General features: G+C 58.3%; 15 protein-coding genes, 4 tRNA genes and 1 pseudogene. 2 read left to right on the top strand and 18 right to left on the bottom strand.

Annotation, left to right across the window (positions count from 1 at the left end; translation table 11 throughout):
• Positions 1–432 precede the first annotated feature (432 nt).
• Positions 433–1,908, bottom strand: a complete 1,476-nt coding sequence (locus tag HX786_RS20560) for a hypothetical protein (protein ID WP_256735314.1) — start codon at positions 1,906–1,908, stop codon at positions 433–435.
• 434 nt (positions 1,909–2,342) lie between these two features.
• On the opposite strand from HX786_RS20560, the gene HX786_RS32195 reads away from it, so the two are divergent.
• Positions 2,343–3,620 carry an O-antigen ligase family protein gene (locus tag HX786_RS32195; protein WP_177028859.1) on the top strand — a complete coding sequence of 426 codons (1,278 nt, stop codon included), beginning with the start codon at positions 2,343–2,345 and terminating at the stop codon, positions 3,618–3,620.
• 222 nt (positions 3,621–3,842) lie between these two features.
• Here the strand turns inward: HX786_RS32195 and HX786_RS20550 are convergent, their stop codons facing one another.
• The 3 genes and pseudogenes from HX786_RS20550 to HX786_RS20540 all read right to left on the bottom strand — a co-directional run bounded on the left by HX786_RS20550 (position 3,843) and on the right by HX786_RS20540 (position 6,407).
• Positions 3,843–4,880, bottom strand: a complete 1,038-nt coding sequence (locus HX786_RS20550) for a right-handed parallel beta-helix repeat-containing protein (protein ID WP_177020880.1) — start codon at positions 4,878–4,880, stop codon at positions 3,843–3,845.
• A gap of 205 nt (positions 4,881–5,085) precedes the next feature.
• Positions 5,086–6,210, bottom strand: a pseudogene (locus HX786_RS31960) (IS3 family transposase); the annotation flags it as partial.
• A gap of 120 nt (positions 6,211–6,330) precedes the next feature.
• Positions 6,331–6,407, bottom strand: a tRNA-Val gene (locus HX786_RS20540).
• 184 nt (positions 6,408–6,591) lie between these two features.
• On the opposite strand from HX786_RS20540, the gene HX786_RS20535 reads away from it, so the two are divergent.
• Positions 6,592–7,875 (top strand): FAD-binding oxidoreductase, encoded by a 1,284-nt coding sequence (locus HX786_RS20535; RefSeq protein WP_003212689.1) that lies wholly within the window; start codon positions 6,592–6,594, stop codon positions 7,873–7,875.
• A 166-nt stretch (positions 7,876–8,041) separates the two neighbouring features.
• Here the strand turns inward: HX786_RS20535 and HX786_RS20530 are convergent.
• From HX786_RS20530 to HX786_RS20465, 14 genes are all read right to left on the bottom strand, one after another.
• Positions 8,042–8,118 (bottom strand) — tRNA-Asp (locus tag HX786_RS20530).
• Between the two features lie 105 nt (positions 8,119–8,223).
• Positions 8,224–8,300, bottom strand: a tRNA-Asp gene (locus HX786_RS20525).
• 55 nt (positions 8,301–8,355) lie between these two features.
• Positions 8,356–8,431 (bottom strand) — tRNA-Val (locus HX786_RS20520).
• A 107-nt stretch (positions 8,432–8,538) separates the two neighbouring features.
• A complete protein-coding gene (locus tag HX786_RS20515; protein WP_003212687.1) occupies positions 8,539–9,303 on the bottom strand; it encodes an SDR family oxidoreductase in 765 nt (254 codons plus the stop codon).
• Positions 9,304–9,314: 11 nt separating this feature from the next.
• A complete protein-coding gene (locus HX786_RS20510; RefSeq protein WP_008438742.1) occupies positions 9,315–10,526 on the bottom strand; it encodes an O-succinylhomoserine sulfhydrylase in 1,212 nt (403 codons plus the stop codon).
• Between the two features lie 66 nt (positions 10,527–10,592).
• Entirely contained in the window at positions 10,593–12,098 is a 1,506-nt protein-coding gene (purF, locus tag HX786_RS20505; RefSeq protein ID WP_003212683.1) for an amidophosphoribosyltransferase, read from the bottom strand.
• A 41-nt stretch (positions 12,099–12,139) separates the two neighbouring features.
• Positions 12,140–12,697, bottom strand: coding sequence for a CvpA family protein (locus HX786_RS20500; protein WP_003212681.1), 558 nt, complete (start codon positions 12,695–12,697; stop codon positions 12,140–12,142).
• Between the two features lie 254 nt (positions 12,698–12,951).
• Positions 12,952–13,614: an SPOR domain-containing protein gene (locus HX786_RS20495; RefSeq protein ID WP_087693954.1), complete on the bottom strand. Its 663-nt coding sequence runs from the start codon at positions 13,612–13,614 to the stop codon at positions 12,952–12,954.
• Positions 13,598–14,905: a bifunctional tetrahydrofolate synthase/dihydrofolate synthase gene (folC, locus tag HX786_RS20490; RefSeq protein ID WP_008438745.1), complete on the bottom strand. Its 1,308-nt coding sequence runs from the start codon at positions 14,903–14,905 to the stop codon at positions 13,598–13,600. The genes HX786_RS20495 and folC overlap by 17 nt, the downstream gene beginning before the upstream one ends.
• The gene (gene accD / locus HX786_RS20485) at positions 14,902–15,822 is read right to left on the bottom strand and encodes an acetyl-CoA carboxylase, carboxyltransferase subunit beta (protein ID WP_003212675.1); all 921 of its coding nucleotides are present in this window, start codon (positions 15,820–15,822) and stop codon (positions 14,902–14,904) included. The genes folC and accD overlap by 4 nt, the downstream gene beginning before the upstream one ends.
• A gap of 243 nt (positions 15,823–16,065) precedes the next feature.
• A complete protein-coding gene (locus tag HX786_RS20480) occupies positions 16,066–16,698 on the bottom strand; it encodes a phosphoribosylanthranilate isomerase (RefSeq protein ID WP_178902976.1) in 633 nt (210 codons plus the stop codon).
• Between the two features lie 63 nt (positions 16,699–16,761).
• A complete protein-coding gene (truA, locus tag HX786_RS20475; RefSeq protein WP_003212671.1) occupies positions 16,762–17,586 on the bottom strand; it encodes a tRNA pseudouridine(38-40) synthase TruA in 825 nt (274 codons plus the stop codon).
• A gap of 156 nt (positions 17,587–17,742) precedes the next feature.
• Positions 17,743–20,313 carry a FimV family protein gene (locus HX786_RS20470; protein ID WP_178912531.1) on the bottom strand — a complete coding sequence of 857 codons (2,571 nt, stop codon included), beginning with the start codon at positions 20,311–20,313 and terminating at the stop codon, positions 17,743–17,745.
• Between the two features lie 160 nt (positions 20,314–20,473).
• Positions 20,474–21,484: an aspartate-semialdehyde dehydrogenase gene (locus HX786_RS20465; RefSeq protein ID WP_003212668.1), complete on the bottom strand. Its 1,011-nt coding sequence runs from the start codon at positions 21,482–21,484 to the stop codon at positions 20,474–20,476.
• Positions 21,485–21,731 lie beyond the last annotated feature (247 nt).

The raw sequence follows: 21,731 nt of genomic DNA, 5'->3' as shown, positions 1-21,731 counted from the left end.
TCTCTGTAGTTATTTATGACGAATCGGGGCAGGCCTATCGATCCTTCGGAACAACACAGGAAGAGTAGTAGTACGACGCCATCTTTAACCTCGGAAAAGTCCTAACGTTGCCGAACGGAATCCCCAGGACATTCAGGCGAAAGACTTGCGAAGCGCAATCTGAAGGGGCAAGACGAGAAAATCGAGTGCATGACAATGGCTGCAGAACTGCGTCTGGACGGGCGCTTTACAGGTTCCGCGGCATCCTGGCGATTCAGCGCCCATTCGAATCGGCCCTACCTGGCCCTGCTTCTGTGTTGGCCAATGATTACCAAGGGACAATTGCGGCCGCTCTGTTGCTGAGCGTCGCAACGGCGCTGGCCGCGAACCTATACCCTGGGAATAAATATTCCCAATAAAAAAGCCCGCTCAATGCGGGCTTTTTTTCCATGATTATCCGGAAAAAGGTATGGGTTCAACCATATAGCAATCAACGCAGTCTGAAGTGATGACGTTATCCAGGATCAGAGGGAATTCGGTCGCAGGTCGAAGGAACCCCGTACGAATGGATGCGGTATAGACCCCAACGTTTACTGTATTGAGGCGAGCCCTTGCGTTAATCGACACACAATCAATGCTGTAATTCATCCCCATCCCCAAGCCGCAATTTTCACCACCTGAATTAATCACGCGGGTAGAGTCCTGCCCCTCGATGACGACACCCCAGGCGGTCTGTTCAGGATCGACACCTGGCTCTGTAGCCGTGCAATAACTATCAAGAATGGTGTTGTACTCACCACCGTTGTCCAGCAGCAGCATGCAGCGCCCAGTCCAGTCGACCGACGTGATGTTCTCGATCACACAGTGTTGTGCGTAGTGCAGATGCAGCCCTACCGCAGCGTCCCCGGTGAATTCAAGGTTGCGGATGTACACGTTTTTAATCGGGTCACATAAAGCCACGATTGCGCCCTGGGGATGATCACGTTTGATTACGCGATTAACAATCAATGAGTTAGCCAGCACATAAATAACCTGGCGAACCTCCAGCGGGCCGTCGAGTGGCATCGGGTAGGTTGCAAAATCGGTTGAAGCATCCGAGATGACGATCCAGGAACCGTTTGTGTACGGAGTGGTATCAGCCACGGAGATTTCGGTCGTATTGACGTAGGCCGGCGCGGTCAGATAACTGCCCGGGCGAACATTCCCCTGGTAGTCGATGGCGGCATAACTCGGATCTGTTGGGTCCAGCGGGTTACGACCGATCCCTGAAACGTCGATAGTGACCTTATCGATCCCTGGTGCTGGCTCGATGATCTGCCCACTGTAGGGCCAATTGTCATCACGGTTTAGCAGGACTGTTGTCCCGATCGGGCAGTCAGTGCCATTGATTTGAATCCAGCGGTATCCGGCCTTCATCACCGACTGAAGTTGAGGGCCGTTATCCGCAGAGGGATCCGGCGTAAAAACATAAGGGGTATCGCTGTAAATTGACATATGACTTCTCCTGATTTCCCATGGCCATTTTTTGGCGAAACAACTGTACATGCATACAGCTAAAAATTCTACGAAAGCAGCACCCTCTAGCTGTTGCCCACCGACGCCGACATACGCATCACGCGTATCGGGCGCGTGATCTACGTTGTGGCGTTCAGGGAGGCTCATGGGAGACGGGAAAAGAAGATGCCGAAGCACGCTCGAAAGAAGCACAACGGGATAAATCGACAAGCCAGGAAGGGACGCCGAATTGTCATTTTGAGGAGGTAGGTTGAAAAGGCTTCGCAAATCGCAACAAAAAAGGGCGCTACTTTCGGTGAGCCCTTCCAGACCGCCCAGCAAAGCGGATTCTGTTTGGTCGGCGCGATAGGACTCGAGCCAGCGCCCCCCACCATTTGAAGGTGATCCCGAGAAATCTGCAACCGATTGATCCATAGGGGAAAATTCGCCCTTTGAAAGGCTACGAATTTCCCGTTTAACCTTATAAAAATCATTAACTTAGCGTTGTCTATTCCTACAGTAATCAACCATTCACAGTGTCCTGCCGAACCGAGCAACTCGAAATCCTCTCACTACACCGAAACACGTCTACAATTTCAGCAATTCGAACGGATCTTCGATTACCGCGATACAAAGGAACCATCATGCCACTTATCAATTTTCGAACACGTTTCGCGCTTTCGGCAAGCTTGCCATGACAAGTTAACTATTCTGGCGCGCAGATGGGCGGCATGACGCTGCCTCAAAAGGCGCTCAAGACAATAAAGAATGCATGAAGTGTGCTTTTTTAAGTTTTGTTACTACAGGGATAGTCGAACATGCTTTTATTTTTATCATCTGTTTTACTGTGCATTCCACTAAGAATATTCGTGCCTGCTCTTGGCGTTGAAATTGCCCCATCTGACTTGCTATGCCTACTTATCCTCCCTTACATACTAATCATTCACCACAAGATAAATAAGTGGCTTCTGCTCAGCATAATTTTCTCTTTCATCTCACTTATATACATACAATTATTTATCCAGCCGGGAAACATCGCCAGATCTATTTTCTCCATAGCGTTTTTCTTCAAGCCATACCTGGTCTATTTGCTGGGTAGAAACATTGGAGAGTCAAGCATTCACCCTGACAGGTTCAACAAGACATTAATCTATCTACTCACGGCAACCGCGCTTGCAGCAACGGTTGACGCGATTTTCATGAAGGGCCACGTTACTATATTTACTGAATTTGAGCGTATCCCAGGCGAAGTCATTTACGGCGCCGTCTTCGATCCTACATTTTTCGGCATGAAATTTCATGGTAGCAATGGAATAAATGGAATAGCTGTATTTTTTTCGACGGCATTCATGATTTGTCTAGCGCTAGGCGTAATCATGAAACCCAAAAAAAGCATACGGATTATTTCGTACACTGGAATGTTGTGCAGCTTAATACTCGTCCTAGGCAGTGGATCTAGACAAGCTGCATTTGGTTTAATCGTTAGTTGCTTATGTTGCTTCTTCGCGGGAAAAATGACAGTCGGCAGGATATTTAGAGCTGCTCTATACATCACGCTTGCCATCGTTACATCTGCAACCATAATAGCGATTTTTTCAGACTACTTTATTGAATTATTCGCCAAAATACTTTTGATGACAGACAACATCTACTCTGGAAATTGGGATGGGGTTTCATCAGGAAGATTAGGCCTGTACATGATAATTATTGATGACTTAATAAGCAGCCCGATATTTGGTACTGGCTTTGGTGGCTATGGGCTTTTTAACTCTGAGCTTGGCTACTTCGATAACGATGTGAGCACATCAGGTTATACGCCACACAATCAATATTTAGGTGCCATTTGGAAAATGGGAGGTCTTGCTGGATTGTTCTATCTGATATTCCTGTGGAGCATCGTAAAACCTTTCTTCAAAATCCCTCAAAGCGATGAATTTCAAAAGAGATTTTACATTGCAATGATGGCAATGGTTATACCATTCTTTACTGTATTCAATGTATTTCAAGATGGTCTTTCTTCCCCATCTACAGGCCCTATATTTCTGCTGATACTGGGTTTCTACTGGCGACGCGCATTCAACTTAAGCTCAAAAAATAATTCAACAATGCCTGCCCAACCTCACGCTGCACTCCATCCGTTAAATTAAAATAAAAGCATAAGCGGTACTATGCGAACGTATAGTCTTTTTAGAGCGCCTCGCGAGAAGTTATGACTGCCAGTCTTAGGCAGCCTTCGTGTCGGGGGAAATAGAAAGCCATTCAGGGGTTATTTTTTGAGAGAAGAAGGCCAAGACTCGGCCTTCTTCGCACTACCTCTTAAATGACATTAAAACATTGAGAGGCGAACAAACTCATAACACAGCTAGAGCTTATGATAAACCCCGCTTGCTAAAGATAAAGCAATCAACGTTCTCTGGACTCTCGTATGTGTCAAGAATTAGAGGACGTTCCGTTCTCGGCCGGATATAACCACTTCGGATAGAGTGAGTATATACGCCGACATTTACATTATTCCTGCGGGCTCTTGCATCGACAGCTACGCTATCAATACAGTAATTCATTGCACTGCCATTACCGCAAAATTCACCGCCGCTATTCACCATCCGGGATGAATCCTGACCTTCCATGACTACACCCCAGGCATTTTGTGTTGGCCCACCACCAGCCTCTGTCCCGGTACAGTAGCAATCAATGACTGAGTTATTGCTACCGCCGTTATCAATGAGAACAAGCGACCGCCCAGTCCAGTTAACAGAGGTAATATCTTGAATAGTACAATGCTGGCCGTAGTGAATATGAACTCCGACAGCAGAGTTCCCAGTGAACTCCAGGCCTCGAATTATAACGTTACGAATCGGCACGCACGTAGCAACAATGGCTCCATCCGGATGTCCTTTTTTGAGAACATTGTTGATCACCAGCGACCCGCTGAATACTCGAATAACCTGCCGAACTTCCATAGGACCATCAAGTGGAAGCGGCTGCTTATGGAAGTCTGTTGAAGCATCGGAAATTACAATCCAGTCCCCAGCTACATATTTTGTCGGATCATCGACAAAAATTTCATTCTGATTCAGAAAAGCTTCCCGCGTTAAAAAACTTGCAGGCCGGACCTTCCCTTGATAATCAAACGCTGCATAGCTCGGATCGGTAGGTACTTCCGGATTTCGACCAATTCCGCTTGAGTCAATAAGCACCTTCTCGATGCCTGGTGCGGGCTCAATGACCAGACCGTGAACCGGGGTTAGGTCGGCCTTATTCAAGGGCACGGTAGTCTTGATCGGGCATACGTCGCGGTTAATTTGAATCCAGCGATATCCGGCTTGAATAATTGATCTGAGCTGAGGCCCATTGTCGAGCGTGGCGCTTGGCGTGAATACATATGGTGTCGCGTAGTACATAGACATTACTTCTCCTGATTAGTGGCTATCCTTAACCACTCGATATACTGTACATACATACAGCACAAAATCAAAGCAAAGCAGCCATATTTTTGTTTCGAGATTTCTCTGGCGTACGCCTGACAAGCCCGCAGCGCGATCACGACGCTCCCCCATTCGTGGGTGATGGCGATAATTCGTTGAGCATGCGCTGAGTAACGTTTGGCTCTACGGACTGCATGAAATCCTGTGGTCGCTCAGGCAGAAGCGCCGCCCTCAAGATCCCGTTGACCCGCTCTGCCAAAGCATTTTGGTAGCAGTCAGTCATAGCCGCCCGTCATGGAACACCGGATGCCGTGTTTCGCGTGCTGTTCCTGGTACATTCCCAAGCGATACTGGCCGGCTCTGTCCGAGTGATGAACCAGTGGCTGCGCGGTTTGATCCTGATTCACGGCTCGACGTAACCTGCACTACCGACTCGGTGTGCAGACTTTCATGGACCTGGTAACCACGACCTTTCGCGAAAAAGCATCCGTCACAAGTCTCAGATAGGCCACACCTTTCTGAACGGGCAGTTAGGTGATGTCAGCTACCCGGATTTTTTCCGGACCGATTGGAACAACCTGATCAGGACCCGGTTTAAGTAGGTGCGGATGGCGCAGAAAGCGATGATGACTGTCGGTCGTCTTGTGCTACGCCCGCTTGCGGACCACCAGTAAACGCCTTCGGTGCAGGATCGAAAACAGCCGATCTCGCCCCACTTGCAGTTCAAGTTGAGGCTGGCAACGCAGCAAGTGGTGCAGCTTTCGGGTACCCAGACGCGGCCGACGCTGACTTTTTTGTTGAACGAAGTCGGCAACTTTCTGATCCAGAACCAGACGAGTTGCATCGGTGCGATTGCGTTTGCAGTAAGCCTGTCGGCTTATCCCCAAGCACTGGCAAGCCCTGCTGATGCTCAGGTTCTGGATTGGTTTATGCGCGAGGAATTGCCGGGACGCTTTTTTACGACAGAGAGACCGTAGGCGTTTTTCAAGACATACACGACCGCCTCGAAAAACTGCGCTTTCTGATTGGAAAACGCCAACTGTTCTTCAAGCATCTTTGATGCGTTGCCATGGCGTTAGTGGTCGGTTTCTGTCGGGCACAGACCCCATCCCCGGCGAGCCAATCTATGTGCCGGGGCTCCACTCTTGCCGACCACGCTTGCGTAACCACGTCAGAACGGTGGTTTTGCCTTGAATCCGGTAGCGCTCTTGAGCCTATTTGCAGCCCAGCTCGCCGTTTCGACTTGGTCGACGACCGACAATTTAAAGGTCAGCGTGTAGTCTCGATGGCTACGCCTTTTTCCTGTCTCCATTACGCCCTCCTGGAAATAGATCAGAAGGTGTAGACCTCATTCAGGACGAAACACAGGCAACAAAAAAGGGCCCACCTTTCGGTGAGCCCTTCTAGACCGCCCAGCAGAGCGGATTTTGTTTGGTAGGCGCGATTGGACTCGAACCAACGACCCCCACCATGTCAAGGTGGTGCTCTAACCAACTGAGCTACGTGCCTGCTGTGAGGCGGCATTCTACGGAATTCCCGAGGGGTGTCAACACCTTTTTTGCAGCTAAGCCTATGAATATGCGAATTTTTTATTTGTGGCCAGCGCAACGGTATTTTTCCGGTGGCTGGCAGCGGATTTTCAACTCAGGTAGGATCGGCGCACTCGTAAAAAATATAAAACAGAGGTTCCAGGATGGCGAACACCCCCTACCCCCAGTCGTATTACGCCGCGTCTGCGAATGCGGTACCTCCTCGCCCAGAGCTGCAAGGTGAAGTCGAAACCGATGTGTGCGTGATTGGCGCCGGTTATACCGGCCTGTCCAGTGCGCTGTTCCTGCTGGAAAACGGCTTTCGCGTGACAGTGCTGGAAGCTGCCAAGGTAGGCTTTGGCGCGTCGGGCCGCAATGGTGGGCAGATCGTCAACAGCTACAGCCGTGATATCGATGTGATCGAGCGCAGTGTCGGCCCCCAGCAGGCGAAATTACTCGGCGACATGGCATTTGAAGGCGGCAGGATCATTCGGGAGCGGGTGGCCAAGTATCAGATCCAGTGCGACCTGAAGGACGGCGGTGTATTTGCGGCACTGAACAGCAAGCACATGGGCCACCTGGAGTCGCAGAAGCGCCTGTGGGAGCGCTACGGCCACACCCAGCTGGAGCTGCTGGACGAGCGGCGCATTCGAGAAGTGGTCGCCTGTGACAACTATGTGGGCGGCCTGCTCGACATGAGCGGCGGGCACATTCACCCGCTGAACCTGGCGCTGGGCGAAGCGGCAGCCGTGGAGTCCCTGGGCGGCACCATTTATGAGCAGTCGGCGGCGACTCGCATCGAGCGCGGCGCCAATCCGGTGGTGCATACGGCGCACGGCAAGGTCAGGGCCAAGTTCATTATTGTCGCGGGCAACGCCTATCTGGGGAACCTGGTTCCGGAACTGGCGGCCAAGTCGATGCCGTGTGGTACGCAGGTGATTACCACCGCACCACTGGGCGATGAACTGGCGAAGACGCTGCTGCCACAGGATTACTGCGTCGAGGACTGCAATTACCTGCTGGACTACTACCGCCTGACGAGCGACAAGCGCCTGATCTTCGGCGGTGGCGTGGTGTACGGCGCGCGTGACCCGGCGAATATCGAGGCGATCATCCGGCCGAAGATGCTCAAGGCCTTCCCGCAGCTCAAGGACGTGAAGATCGACTACGCCTGGACCGGCAATTTCCTGCTGACCTTGTCGCGCCTGCCGCAGGTCGGTCGCCTGGGGGATAACATCTACTACTCCCAGGGCTGTAGCGGCCATGGCGTGACGTATACCCACTTGGCGGGCAAGGTACTGGCGGAAGCGCTGAGGGGCCAGGCAGAACGTTTTGATGCGTTTGCCGGCCTGCCGCACTACCCCTTCCCCGGCGGACAACTGTTGCGCACGCCGTTTGCGGCGCTGGGAGCCTGGTATTACGGGTTGCGGGACAAGCTGGGATTCTGACCCCGGACCACGGGGCTGGCTTGCCGGCCCCTGTACTTGTCGCGCCGGCACCAAATTGCAGACACAAAAAACCCCGGTCTTTCGACCAGGGTCTTTGCTATCGATCCAACCAAGCCGGCGGCTTGCTTTGGCGTCTCAGGGCGTTCAGTGGGCCCTGGAACAGATATGGCGCAGCGGACGGGACTCGAACCCGCGACCCCCGGCGTGACAGGCCGGTATTCTAACCGACTGAACTACCGCTGCGTATCGCTCAGACTGCTGAAGTGTCACCTTCAACCGCCTTCAAACATCTGACTGACCAACCTTGGCTGTTCAATCTCAAATCTGAAACATCAGACCTGGAAAATATGGCGCAGCGGACGGGACTCGAACCCGCGACCCCCGGCGTGACAGGCCGGTATTCTAACCGACTGAACTACCGCTGCGCGTCGGTGCAACCTTTAACGTTGCGTCTTGCCCTAGGGCAAAACTCTCAAGAAGTGGTGGGTGATGACGGGATCGAACCGCCGACCCTCTGCTTGTAAGGCAGATGCTCTCCCAGCTGAGCTAATCACCCTTTGCTTCGTTGAGGCCGCGAAATTTACGCAGGTAGCGGACCTAAGTCAATAGCCTGCTTGAAGTTTTTCTGAAAAAGACAAAATGGCTTCAGGACCGCGACCCGCCCTACTCGGTGTAAATCATCTTCTTGCTCATGCCGCCGTCGACGACGAACTCTTGCCCGGTGACAAACCCGGCATTGCGCGACAGCAACCACGCCACCATCGCCGCTACGTCTTCCACAGTGCCTACCCTGCCCGCCGGGTGCTGGGCGTGATCCGCATCCGTCAGCGGCTCGGCACGGCGTGCAGCCGGGTCACGGGCATCGATCCAGCCCGGGCTGACGGCATTGACCCGTACTTCCGGCCCGAGGCTGATAGCCAACGCGTGGGTCAGGGCCAGCAAACCGCCCTTGCTCGCCGCATAGGCTTCGGTGTCCGGTTCCGACTGGCGTGCCCGGGTCGACGCCAGGTTGACGATGGCGCCGCCGTGGGCCCGCAGGTAGGGCGCACAGTGCTTGGCCAGCAACATGGGACCACTGAGGTTCACCGCCAGTACACGATTCCAGTAAGCCAGGTCGAGACTTTCCAGGGTGATGTTGCGCGGGTCGGCCACGGCGGCATTGCACACCAGCGCATCCAGGCGCCCGAACTGGCCAAGTACCTCGGCCACGCCCTGGGCAACCTGCCGCTCATCGGCCACGTCCATGGTAATAAACCAGGCGTTGTCGCCGAGCACCTTGGACACCTTGGAACCGCGCTCACGGTCCAGGTCCGTCAATACCACCTGCCAGCCTTCGCTGATCAACCAGGCGGCAATCCCCAGGCCGATGCCCCGCGCCGCGCCGGTCACCAGCGCGACCCGCCCGTTACTGGCGCTCGCCGCCTCCATGGACCACTCGATCACAGGGCAGCCAACCCACGGGCCAGGTCGGCCTGCAGGTCAGCGACGTCTTCCAGGCCCACGGCAATGCGGATCAGGCTGTCACGAATCCCGGCAGCTTCACGCTCCTGCGGCGCCAGGCGACCGTGAGAGGTGGTGCTTGGGTGAGTGATAGTGGTCTTGCTGTCACCCAGGTTGGCGGTGATGGAGATCAGGCGAGTCGCATCGATAAAGCGCCAGGCGCCCTCTTTGCCGCCCTTGACCTCGAAACTCACCACGGCGCCGAAACCACGTTGCTGGCGCTGGGCCAACTCGTGTTGCGGGTGGCTCTTGAGGCCGGCGTAGTGGACTTTCTCGATGCCGTCCTGCTGCTCCAGCCACTCGGCCAGGGCCTGGGCGTTGGCACAATGGGCCTTCATCCGCAGGCTCAGGGTCTCCAGGCCTTTAAGGAAGATCCAGGCGTTGAACGGACTCAGGGTCGGGCCGGCGGTGCGCAAGAAGCCCACCACTTCCTTCATCTGCTCGCTGCGGCCGGCAACCACACCCCCCATGCAACGGCCCTGGCCGTCGATGAACTTGGTGGCCGAGTGCACAACGATGTCTGCGCCCAGCTTCAGCGGCTGCTGCAATGCAGGGGTGCAGAAGCAGTTGTCGACGATCAGCATCGCGCCCTTGGCGTGGGCCACTTCGGACAATGCGGCAATGTCCACCAGCTCGGCCAACGGATTGGACGGCGACTCGACGAACAGCAATTTGGTGTTGGCCTTGATGGCCGCGTCCCAGCCGGACAGGTCCGCCAGCGGCACGTAGTCGACTTCAATACCAAAACGCTTGAAGTACTTTTCGAACAGGCTGATGGTCGAACCAAACACGCTGCGCGATACCAGGACGTGGTCGCCGGCGCTGCACAGGCTCATGACTACCGCGAGAATCGCAGCCATGCCCGTGGCAGTGGCGACAGCCTGCTCGGCGCCTTCCAGCGCGGCGATACGCTCTTCGAACGCGCGCACGGTCGGGTTGGTGTAACGCGAATAAACGTTGCCCGGTACTTCACCGGCAAAACGCGCAGCGGCGTCGGCCGCAGTGCGGAACACATAGCTGGAGGTAAAGAACATCGGGTCACCGTGCTCACCTTCCGGGGTGCGGTGCTGGCCGGCGCGCACAGCCAGGGTATCGAAAGCTACGCCATCGAGGTCGCTGTCCAAGCGACCGGCATCCCATTCCTGACTCATGCTCTACTCCTCAACTCGAATGCTTTATCAAAGATACAAAACCGGCCCCTCAGGGCCGGTGTCTACTCAGTTGTTGTACAGGTCGATGATCGCGCTGACCGCCTGGGTCTTGATCTTCGAGGAATCGTTACGGGCCTGCTCGATCTTGTTCAGGTAGGCCTCGTCGACATCGCCGGTGACGTACTTGCCGTCGAACACCGCGCAATCGAACTCCTCGATCTTGATCTTGCCACCACCGACGGCTTCGATCAGGTCCGGCAGGTCCTGGTAGATCAGCCAGTCGGCGCCGATCAGGTCCGCAACGTCCTGGGTCGAACGGTTGTGGGCGATCAGTTCGTGGGCGCTCGGCATGTCGATGCCGTACACGTTCGGGTAACGCACGGCAGGCGCGGCGGAACAGAAGTAAACGTTCTTCGCACCGGCTTCGCGGGCCATCTGGATGATCTGCTTGCAGGTGGTGCCGCGTACGATGGAGTCATCCACCAGCATCACGTTCTTGCCGCGGAACTCCAGCTCGATCGCGTTGAGCTTCTGGCGCACCGACTTCTTGCGCGCAGCCTGGCCAGGCATGATGAAGGTACGGCCGATGTAACGGTTCTTGACGAAGCCTTCGCGGAATTTCACGCCCAGGTGGTTCGCCAACTCCAGCGCAGCGGTGCGGCTGGTGTCCGGGATCGGGATAACCACGTCGATGTCGTGATCCGGGCGCTCGCGCAGGATCTTGTCCGCCAGCTTCTCGCCCATGCGCAGGCGCGCCTTGTACACCGAAACACCGTCGATGATCGAATCCGGACGCGCCAGGTAGACGTGTTCGAAGATGCACGGGGTAAGTTTCGGGTTCAGTGCGCACTGACGGGTGTGCAGCTTGCCGTCTTCCGTGATGTAGACCGCTTCGCCCGGCGCCAGGTCGCGAATCAGGGTAAAGCCCAGCACGTCCAGGGACACGCTTTCGGAAGCGATCATGTACTCGACGCCTTCGTCGGTATGACGCTGGCCGAACACGATCGGGCGGATGCCGTGGGGGTCGCGGAAACCGACGATACCGTAGCCGGTCACCATCGCCACTACCGCATAGCCACCGACGCAGCGGTTGTGCACGTCAGTCACGGCAGCGAACACGTCTTCTTCGGTCGGCTGCAGCTTGCCGCGCTGGGCCAGCTCGTGGGCGAACACGTTCAGCAGTACTTCGGAGTCCGAGTTGGTGTTGACGTGGCGCAGGTCAGATTCGTAAATCTCCTTGGCCAGTTGTTCAACGTTGGTCAGGTTGCCGTTGTGCGCCAGGGTGATGCCATAGGGCGAGTTGACGTAGAACGGCTGGGCTTCGGCCGAGGTCGAGCTGCCCGCTGTCGGGTAGCGCACGTGGCCAATGCCCATGTGCCCGACCAGGCGCTGCATGTGGCGCTGATGGAACACGTCACGCACCAGACCATTGTCCTTGCGCAGGAATAACCGGCCGTCGTGGCTGGTCACAATACCGGCAGCATCCTGGCCGCGGTGCTGGAGGACGGTTAGCGCGTCATACAGCGCCTGATTCACGTTCGACTTACCGACGATACCGACGATGCCACACATGCGACGCAACCCCTACTTAATGAATCTTGACTGAACACAACTTACTGAGGCGTTTTGGCCGGCAAGAGGTGTTCCTTGAACGGAAGATCAGCGGGTACGCTGATCCCGCTGGCCAGCCACTGACTGCTCCACCCCAAAATGAGGTTTTTGGACCAATCTGCAACCAATAGAAATTTTGGCACGAGTACCGACTCCTGCCACCACGAATCCTGCTGTACCGGCCCCAGGCTCAACAGCCCGACCGCCACGACCACCAGCAAGCCGCCACGCGCGGCGCCGAAGGCCATGCCGAGAAATCGATCGGTCCCGGAGAGGCCGGTGACGCGTATCAATTCGCCGATAAGATAATTGACCATTGCCCCCACCAACAACGTGGCGATGAACATGATGGCGCAGCCCGCGATGACGCGAGCCGAAGGTGTCTCGATGTATCCGGCCAGGTAGACAGACAATGAACCGCCGAACATCCAGGCTACAACTCCTGCGATGATCCATGTCAGCAGCGACAATGCTTCTTTGACGAAGCCGCGGCTCAGACTGATCAAAGCGGAGATGGCGACGATTGCAACGATCGCCCAATCAACCCAGGTAAATGGCACAGTTCAGCCTACAGACGGATAAGGCGGCGCATTTTAGCAGAGCGCTGGGCTATCGGTAAGCTGTGATTGGCAGTGCATTTGAAATCAATGAGTTATAGGGGAAACCGGCCTGTTGCGGCACACCCAAAACACTTGTGGGAGCGGGCCTGCTCGCGAAGGCGGTGGGGCAGCCAATAAATCTGCTGACTGATACACCGCTTCGCGAGCAAGCCCGCTCCCACATTGACCGCATCCCAGCTTGAATCCTTGCAGCCTCAGCCTTTTTCGGGCTGGAAGCGAACCACAAAACCCTTGAGGTTCTGCTGGCGATCCAACAGGTCCCGCAAGCGATCGGCTTCAGCCCGCTCGATCAGCGGCCCGATGAATACCCGGTTCTTGCCATCGGCGCTGCGGATATAGGCGTTGTAACCCTGGGTGCGCAGCTTCTTCTGCAACGCATCAGCACTTTCGCGGTTAGCCAGGCTGGCCAGCTGGATCGACCAACTGATCGGCAAGCCATTCGGGTCAATACGGCTCTGGCCCACGTCCGGCTTGCCTGGTGCCGCAGGTTGCGGGGCCACAGGTTTTGGCGCTGGCGCCGGCGCCGCAGGCTTCGCAGCAACTGCAGGAGCAGCAGGCGCAGGCTTAACCACCGGCACGCTCGGCTGCACCGGCATCGACGGCGCTTGCTGTGCAGCCACTTCGTCATCGGTCGGCACCGGCTCTTCTTCCGGCAGCGCTTGCGGCTCGGGAACCACCACCGGCTCAACCTGAACCTGAGGCACCGCAGGCGCCTGGGGCGCAGCTGGCGCTTCAACGGTCACTTGGCGCTGCTCATCCTGACGGGAAAACAGCATCGGCAGGAAAATCACCGCCAACGCCACCAGGACCAGGGCTCCAACCATTCGCTGCTTGTATGCGCTATCCAGTAATGCCATGTGCAGCTTCCTCCGTGGAGCGCCGGGCCAACCATTCGAGCGCCTCGGCAACACAATAAAATGATCCGAACAACAGAATCTCATCCTCAGGCGTCGCAACCGCGCACTGGGCTTCCAGGGCGGCTGTCACGCTTGCATGGGACGTCACGGACGCGCCAAGGTTCTGCAAGGCAACCTGCAACTCGATGGCAGGACGACTGCGGGACGTATCCAGCGGTGCAACCGCCCAGGCCTGGACGTCACCCAACAAGGGTGCAACCACGCCGTCCAGGTCCTTGTCGGACAACAACCCGAACACCGCGAGGCGGCGACCGGCGGGCGGCGTGCGTGCCAGGCGCCTGGCCAGGTATTCAGCGGCGTGAGGGTTATGCCCCACGTCCAGCAGCAAGTTCAGGCGCTTGCCCTCCCAGTCGAACGTGCGCCGGTCAAGGCGCCCCACCACGCGAGTAGCCTGCAACGTAGCGGCAATCTGCTCGGCATGCCAGGGCAAATCCAGCAACAGGTAGGCTTGCAGCGCGAGCGCGGCGTTTTCCATCGGCAGGTTCAGCAGTGGCAAGTCGCGCAACTCGACGGTTTGACCGCGCGCGTCAAGCCCGCGCCATTGCCAGAATTGGTCGCCAATCTCGAGATTGAAATCACGCCCACGCAGGAAGAACGGGCAATCCAGCTCGCGCACCTTGTCCAGCAAGGTATGCGGCGGATCCAGGTCGCCGCACAGTGCAGGCTTGCCCTGGCGGAAGATCCCGGCTTTTTCATAGGCCACGGACTCACGGGTGTTACCCAGGTAGTCCGCATGGTCGACGCCAATACTGGTAATCAGCGCCAGGTCGGCATCCACCACGTTGACCGTGTCCAGACGCCCGCCCAGACCGACTTCCAGCACCACTACATCCAGCTGCGCACGCTCGAACAGCCAGAACGCCGCCAGGGTGCCCATCTCGAAATAGGTCAGGGAAATCTCGCCACGCCCGGCATCAAGTGCGGCGAAGGCTTCGCAGAGTTGCTCGTCAGTGGCTTCGACGCCATTGAGCTGCACCCGCTCGTTGTAGCGCAGCAGGTGCGGCGAGTTGTACACGCCGACCTTCAGGCCCTGGGCTTGCAGCAAGGCCGCGACAAAGGCGCAGGTAGAGCCCTTGCCGTTGGTGCCGGTCACCGTGATCACACGCGGCGCCGGCCGGCCCAACCCGAGGCGGGCCGCTACCTGTTGCGAGCGCTCCAGGCCCATGTCGATGGCTGACGGATGCAACTGCTCAAGGTAGGCGAGCCATTCGCCCAGGGTACGTTGGGTCATATGTTTGCAGGCACCGGTGGCACGACAATCGGCTCGATTTTAGGCGCGACGTACACAGGTGTCGGCAGGCCCATCATTTGCGCCAGCAGGCTACCCAGGCGCGGACGCAGTTCGCCGCGCGGAATGATCAGGTCGATCGCGCCGTGCTCCAGCAGGAACTCGCTGCGCTGGAAACCTTCCGGCAGTTTTTCGCGAACGGTCTGCTCGATAACACGCGGGCCGGCAAAGCCGATCAGCGCCTTCGGCTCACCGACGATCACGTCACCCAGCATCGCCAGGCTGGCGGAAACACCGCCGTAGACCGGGTCGGTCAGCACGGAGATGAACGGAATACCTTCTTCGCGCAGACGCGCCAGTACCGCGGAGGTCTTGGCCATTTGCATCAGCGAGATCAGTGCTTCCTGCATCCGCGCACCGCCGGAGGCGGCGAAGCAGATCATCGGGCAACGGTTTTCCAGCGCGTAGTTGGCGGCACGTACGAAACGCTCACCGACGATGGCGCCCATCGAGCCGCCCATGAAGGAGAATTCGAAGGCCGAAACCACCACCGGCATGCCCAGCAGCTTGCCGCTGACGGAAATCAGCGCGTCCTTTTCACCGGTCTGCTTCTGGGCCGCGGTCAGGCGGTCCTTGTACTTCTTGCCGTCGCGGAACTTCAAACGGTCAACCGGCTCCAGGTCAGCGCCCAGTTCGGAGCGACCATCGGCGTCGAGGAAAATATCAATGCGGGCGCGGGCGCCGATACGCATGTGGTGATTGCACTTGGGGCAAACGTCCAGGGTCTTTTCCAGCTCCGGGCGGTACAGCACCGCGTCGCAGGATGGGCACTTGTGCCAAAGACCTTCAGGAACCGAGCTTTTCTTCACCTCGGAACGCATGATCGAAGGGATCAGTTTGTCTACTAACCAGTTGCTCATGCTTTCTTTCTCCAGTACCGGTGGCTTGAACACAGCCCCGCGTATGCCCTTGAGCTAAATTCATATGTGGCGATGACACAAACTGGACGGGGTCAGACGTTCGACCAGCCATTTCCTGCCTGTGCCCTCAGCCTTCCAGACAACCTGCCGTGCAGAGTTGCCACTTCATTTCCGGGCCTCCCACAGGCGGCGCCGGGCTGTTTTACACAGTGGTAGTTATGGACGGCGGCAGACTGCCAGCCGTCACATCGTCCCGCTGCTGTCGCGCACGGCCTGCATGAATGCGCGAATCCTTGCGTGATCCTTGATGCCCTTGCCCTGCTCTACCCCGCCGCTGACGTCCACGGCATACGGCCGAACCTGCTGGATGGCACTGGCCACGTTGTCCGGATTCAGGCCGCCCGCGAGGATAATCGGCTTGCTCAACCCTTCGGGAATCAACGACCAGTCAAACGCCTCGCCCGTACCACCGGGAACGCCTTCGACGTAGGTGTCGAGAAGAATCCCGCGAGCCCCGCCATAGGCAGCGCATGCCGCAGCAATATCGTCCCCGGCCTTGACCCGCAGCGCCTTGATGTACGGGCGCTGGCAGCTCTCGCACTCGTCCGGACTCTCATCGCCATGGAACTGCAGCATGTCCAGTTGCACGGCGTCGAGGGTTTCATTGAGCTCGCAGCGGCTGGCGTTGACGAACAACCCCACGGTGGTCACGAACGGCGGCAACGCGGCGATGATCGCCCGCGCCTGCAACACATTCACCGCCCGCGGGCTTTTGGCATAAAACACGAAACCGATGGCATCGGCCCCCGCCTCGACCGCCGCCAACGCGTCTTCTATGCGGGTAATCCCGCAAATCTTGCTGCGAACGGCAGACATGTCGATGAAACCTCAGGGCGTGTCCGGGAAAGTCCCGGATGGTAACAAATGCTTTTGAGGGCGTCAGCCGCCAAGTTCGCTGAAACCTGTGAGGAAGTGTGGCCCGATGAATCGCTGGGGCAATTCGAACTCGTCGCGGTACTCCACATCCACCAGGTACAGGCCGAACGGATGCGCCGTGACGCCGCCGGTACGGCGAATCCGGCTTTCCAGCACTTCCCTGGCCCATTCCACCGGGCGTTCGCCGGTACCGATGGTCATCAGCACCCCGGCGATATTGCGCACCATATGGTGCAGGAAGGCGCCGGCGCGGATATCCAGCACGATCATCTTGCCGTGGCGCGTCACCCGCAGGTGGTGGACTTCCTTGATCGGCGACTTGGCCTGGCACTGCCCGGCACGGAACGCGCTGAAATCGTGGATACCTACAAGATGCTGGGCCGCCTCGGCCATGCGCTCGGCGTCCAGCGGGCGGTGGTTCCAGGTGATTTCTTCGTTGAGATGGGCCGGGCGGATCTGATCGTTGTAGATCACATAGCGATAACGCCGGGCGATGGCCTTGAAGCGCGCGTGAAAGTCCGCCGGCATCACCTTGGCCCAACTGACGCTGACGTCGTGGGGCAAGTTGATATTGGCGCCCATCACCCATGCCTTCATCGAGCGCTCGGCCTGAGTGTCAAAGTGCACCACTTGCCCGCAAGCGTGCACGCCGGCGTCAGTACGTCCGGCACACATCAGCGACACCGGTGAGTCGGCGACTTTCGACAGGGCCTTCTCCAGGGTTTCCTGCACCGTCGGCACACCGGAGGCCTGGCGTTGCCAGCCACGATAGCGCGAGCCTTTGTATTCCACGCCCAGGGCGATTCTGAAAAAGCCTGCGGCCGCCATTTCGGCGGCCGCGTTATCTATATTTGCCAAGAACTGAGAGCCTGATGAGTTGCGCAAAGGCGGCCATTATAAGGCCGCGCGCCTGGGACGCCATGGGTTTGGTGCCTGGATGGCAAAACGGCAGCCCGAAGGCTGCCGTTGTATTTACCGCGCGTATCAAGCCAGCCGGCTGAGCATTTCCTTGGCCTCGCCCTTCTGACCGTCATCGCCTTCCTTGAGCACCTCGCCAAGAATGTCCCGCGCACCGTCGGCATCGCCCATGTCGATGTAGGCCTGCGCCAGGTCGAGCTTGGTGGCCACTTCGTCGGTACCGGAGAGGAAGTCGAATTCCGGCTCATCGCCACCCAACGCCGCGTCGTCGGCGGTGAAGGACGGTTCGATTGGCGGATGCTCCAAGCTTTGCGACAGGCGATCCAGCTCGGCGTTGACATCATCAAGCTCCGACGCAAACGCGTCCGGCTTGGCCGCTGCGGGCGCCTCGGGTTCGTCGGCCAGGGACAGGTCGAAATCCTCCGGCAGGTCGAGGTCGTCCAGGTCGGCCGGCGTCAGTGTCGGCGGCTCTACCGGCGGCAGGTCCTTCATCTGGTCTTCAAGGCCGGAGAGGAAGTCGTCGTCTGACTGGGTCGACGAGGGTGGATCGAGTTGCAGGTCCAGGTCGAAATCCGAGAGGTCTTCCGCGCTGGCCTTGGCCTCGGCCTGCTGTTGCAGCACCGATTCAAAGCTCAGGTCGTCGTCCGACGTCGGGCGGACCACGGCTGGCGAAGCAGCCTCCAGATCGTCCAGGCTGAGGTCGAAGTCTGTGTCAAACGCGTCCGGCGCAGGCTCAGGTGCAGGCGGTGCCGGGTCGTCCTTGAGCAGGTCCTTGACGTATTGGGCGTCGAGAGCGGCAGCGGCAACGGCAGCGCTGACGCCTGCTGCGAACACGGCCATGGCCGGGAAGCGGCTTTTCAGCTGTTCGACCTGGGCATGGTTGTCGCCATTGGCGACCAACTGGCGCTCCTGGGTGACAAACCCGTCCTTGTTGCCCTGCAAGCCGTGGACTTCCATCAGCTTGAGACGCAGGTCACTGCGGGCGGGCTCTTGCTTGATTGCATCTTCCAGCACTTCCGCAGCCTGGTTCAGGTGGCCACGGTCGATATGCGACTGGGCTTGCGCCAGGGCGTCGGTCGGACGCTGCACAGCAACAGGTGCGACCACCGGCGCAATCACCGGGGCAACCACCGCCGCCGGAGCTGGAGCTGGAGCTGGAGCTGGAGCTGGAGCCAGCTTGACGTTCGGCGGCGGCACATCAAGACCTTCGAAACTGTCAGATGGCAGGTCGTGATCAATGTTCGGCGCAAATTCCGGCTCTTCAGCCAGGGCCCGTGCCATGCGCAGGTGCTTTTCTTCTTCAAGCCGCGCATTGCGATGACGGGCCCACAGCAGCAGAAGCAACAGCACCAGCAAACCCGCTGCGCCGCCGATCACCCCCAGCACGATCGGGTTGGTCAGCAGGTCATTGAATTTACCTTCAGTGCTGGCAGGCGCCGCATCCGGCTTGACCGGGGTCTCGACCGGCGCAGCCGCAGGGGTTGCTGCCGGAGCTGCCGTTGCCGGCGCCGCCGGTTGTGCAGCCAGCTCGGCCGGCATCGCCGCCGTTGCAGCAGGCTGCGCCGCAGCGCCACCCGGGGTCTGCAACTTGGCCAGCTGGTTGTTCTTGAGCTCGATCAGCCGCTGCAGCTTGTCCAGCTGACTTTGCAGGTCAGCCATGCGGCTTTTCAGTTCTTCGTTCTCGCGACGGGTCGAATCCAGGCTTTCCTGGGTCACCGCCAGCTTGTTGTTCAAGGCCCGGCTGTCGCCCGCCGCGCCCTTCCCGCCTTTCCTGGCCGCTTCGGCCGAGACCAGGCTCAAATTGTCCTTGGTATTGGTCTGCGACGGTGCATTACCCGCCTGGGTACGCTTGGTCGCATCCAGCTGCGCCTTGCCGGCGAGCTGATTGCCGCCACGGCGGCCCTCGCGCCACGCCGCGTTTTGCGCCGTCACTTCAGCAATCGCCTCGGGCTGCGGCAGGCTGGTGCTTTGCCCCGAATCCGGCAGGCGCAGGACCTGGCCGGTTTTCATGCGGTTGATGTTGCCGTCGATAAAGGCGTCAGGGTTCAGCGCCTGAATGGCCAGCATGGTCTGCTGCACCGAGGCGCCATTGCGGTTTTTCGCGGCGATTTCCCACAAGGTGTCACGGGAAGTCGTGGTGTGTTCCTTGGCCTTGGTGACTGCCGGAGCCGTCGTCGCAGGCGCACTCAAGCGTGGCGCGGGTGCAGGTGCACCAGCGGCCGGGGTCGACTGGTCGAACTTGGCCGGGTCCAGCAACACGCTGTAGTCGCGCATCAGACGGCCGTTGGGCCATTGCACCTGCAGCAGGAAACGCACATAGGAATCCGGCAGCGGCTTGCTGGAGGTGACACGCACCACACTGCGGCCGTTGGGATTGACCACCGGGGTAAAGGTCAGGTCGTTCAGGAACGCCTGGCGATCGACGCCCGCATCCACAAAGGCCTGGGACGACGCGAGGCTGGGGGTGATCTCGGAGGCGGTCAGGCCACCGACATCGAGCAACTCGATTTCCACCGACAGCGGCTGGTTCAGCTTCGACTTGAGGGTCATCTCCCCAAGCTGCAGTGCTTGCGCCATACCGGAGGACAGCGCCGAGGCGGCCGCTATTGCTAACACCAGTTTGCGAACTTGAACCATAGCCTCATCCTTTTTGAACACTCCCCGGCCGGCGAGAAGGTGGGTAACCGCTGCCATTAGGCATGGCGAGCCGATAGGTCACCGACGCGCAATTTTTCCAGCTTGGGGCCAAGCATAGCGCTTGGCTAGAATCAATCTACAAATTGCCGCCAAGTATCTTTTACACAAGGCCTTTTATCAACAACTGCGCCAGCTGTACGGCGTTCAGTGCCGCCCCTTTGCGTACGTTATCTGACGCCAGCCACATATTTAGTTCCGCGGGGTCATCAACACCGGCACGAACCCGGCCCACGTAGACCACGTCCTGACCGACCGCATCGCCCACAGCCGTGGGGTAATCGCCCTCTTCCACCAATTCGACACCCGGTGCCGAGTCCAGGGCACGGTTGACGGCAGCGAGATCCACCGCTGCCCCCAATTGCAGTGACACAGTCAGGCTATCGCCAAAAAACACCGGGGCTTGAACGCAAGTGACGGAAATCTTTAGCAAAGGCATTTCCAGCACGGCGCGCAATTCGTGCACCAGGCGTTTTTCCAGGGCAGTGTGGCCTTGCGCGTCAGGCTTGCCGACCTGGGCCAGCAGGTTAAAGGCCATTTGCCGGTCGAAGAACTTCGGCTCCAGCGGGCGCACATTCAGCAACTCGGCGGTCTGCCGGGCGAGTTCGCTGACAGCCTCACGGCCCTGGGCGGAAACGGCGAGGTTGGCGGTGACGTTGACGCGCTGAATGTCCAGCAAGCCGCGCAGTGGCGCCAGCACCACGGCCAGGGCAGTGGCCGACGGGCTTGGGCTGCTGACCTGATAAGGTTTTTTCAGGCCATCGAGGATCTGTGCGTTGGCTTCCGGCACTACCTGCGGCGCCTGATCGGCCGGCAAGGCGCCGGACAAGTCGATCAGGGTGCAGCCCGCAGCGGTGGCGCGCGGGGCAAAACTCAAGGTGACCGCAGGGCCGGCGGCGAAGAACACCAGTTGGACTTTGCTGAAATCGAATTCATCGACTTCCCGCACCCGCACGTTCTTGCCACGAAACGGCACCGAATGCCCGGCCGACTCGCTGCTGGCCAACAGGTGCAGGCTGCCTACCGGGAAGTCCTGCTCTTCGAGGATCTGCACCAGGGTTTCGCCAACGGTGCCGGTGGCGCCGATCACGGCAATATCAAAGGTCTGGGTCATGGGGGCTGCCTCGGGCATTGCGGGGGGAGCGGCACTTTACCGGGTGGCTGGGGGTGAGGCAATTAACCTGGGGGTTGTGGTGTGGCTGATGGCCTCTTCGCGAGCAAGCCCGCTCCCACATTTGATCGCATTTCAACTGAAGAAACTCGCTCGAATGTGGGAGCGGGCTTGCTCGCGAAGAGGCCCGAGCGCGCAATAATAAACCCGCGCCTGTCACCAGAACGCGGGTTTCTTATTACCAGCAGCG

This window comes from Pseudomonas sp. 21615526, assembly GCF_013386245.1.
Classification (GTDB): Bacteria; Pseudomonadota; Gammaproteobacteria; order Pseudomonadales; family Pseudomonadaceae; genus Aquipseudomonas.
This window is presented reverse-complemented; position numbering and strand designations above follow the sequence as displayed.

Bases quoted from the DNA above. Each gene is read 5' to 3' on its own strand.
- HX786_RS20480 (WP_178902976.1), bottom strand. From the start codon at position 16,698: ATGTCTGCCGTTCGCAGCAAGATTTGCGGGATTACCCGCATAGAAGAC.
- HX786_RS20495 (WP_087693954.1), bottom strand. From the start codon at position 13,614: ATGGCATTACTGGATAGCGCATACAAGCAGCGAATGGTTGGAGCCCTG.
- HX786_RS20470 (WP_178912531.1), bottom strand. From the start codon at position 20,313: ATGGTTCAAGTTCGCAAACTGGTGTTAGCAATAGCGGCCGCCTCGGCG.
- truA (WP_003212671.1), bottom strand. From the start codon at position 17,586: ATGGCGGCCGCAGGCTTTTTCAGAATCGCCCTGGGCGTGGAATACAAA.
- accD (WP_003212675.1), bottom strand. From the start codon at position 15,822: ATGAGCAACTGGTTAGTAGACAAACTGATCCCTTCGATCATGCGTTCC.
- HX786_RS20535 (WP_003212689.1), top strand. From the start codon at position 6,592: ATGGCGAACACCCCCTACCCCCAGTCGTATTACGCCGCGTCTGCGAAT.
- HX786_RS20560 (WP_256735314.1), bottom strand. From the start codon at position 1,908: ATGGATCAATCGGTTGCAGATTTCTCGGGATCACCTTCAAATGGTGGG.
- folC (WP_008438745.1), bottom strand. From the start codon at position 14,905: ATGACCCAACGTACCCTGGGCGAATGGCTCGCCTACCTTGAGCAGTTG.
- purF (WP_003212683.1), bottom strand. From the start codon at position 12,098: ATGTGTGGCATCGTCGGTATCGTCGGTAAGTCGAACGTGAATCAGGCG.
- HX786_RS20510 (WP_008438742.1), bottom strand. From the start codon at position 10,526: ATGAGTCAGGAATGGGATGCCGGTCGCTTGGACAGCGACCTCGATGGC.
- HX786_RS20515 (WP_003212687.1), bottom strand. From the start codon at position 9,303: ATGGAGGCGGCGAGCGCCAGTAACGGGCGGGTCGCGCTGGTGACCGGC.
- HX786_RS20550 (WP_177020880.1), bottom strand. From the start codon at position 4,880: ATGTCTATGTACTACGCGACACCATATGTATTCACGCCAAGCGCCACG.
- HX786_RS20465 (WP_003212668.1), bottom strand. From the start codon at position 21,484: ATGACCCAGACCTTTGATATTGCCGTGATCGGCGCCACCGGCACCGTT.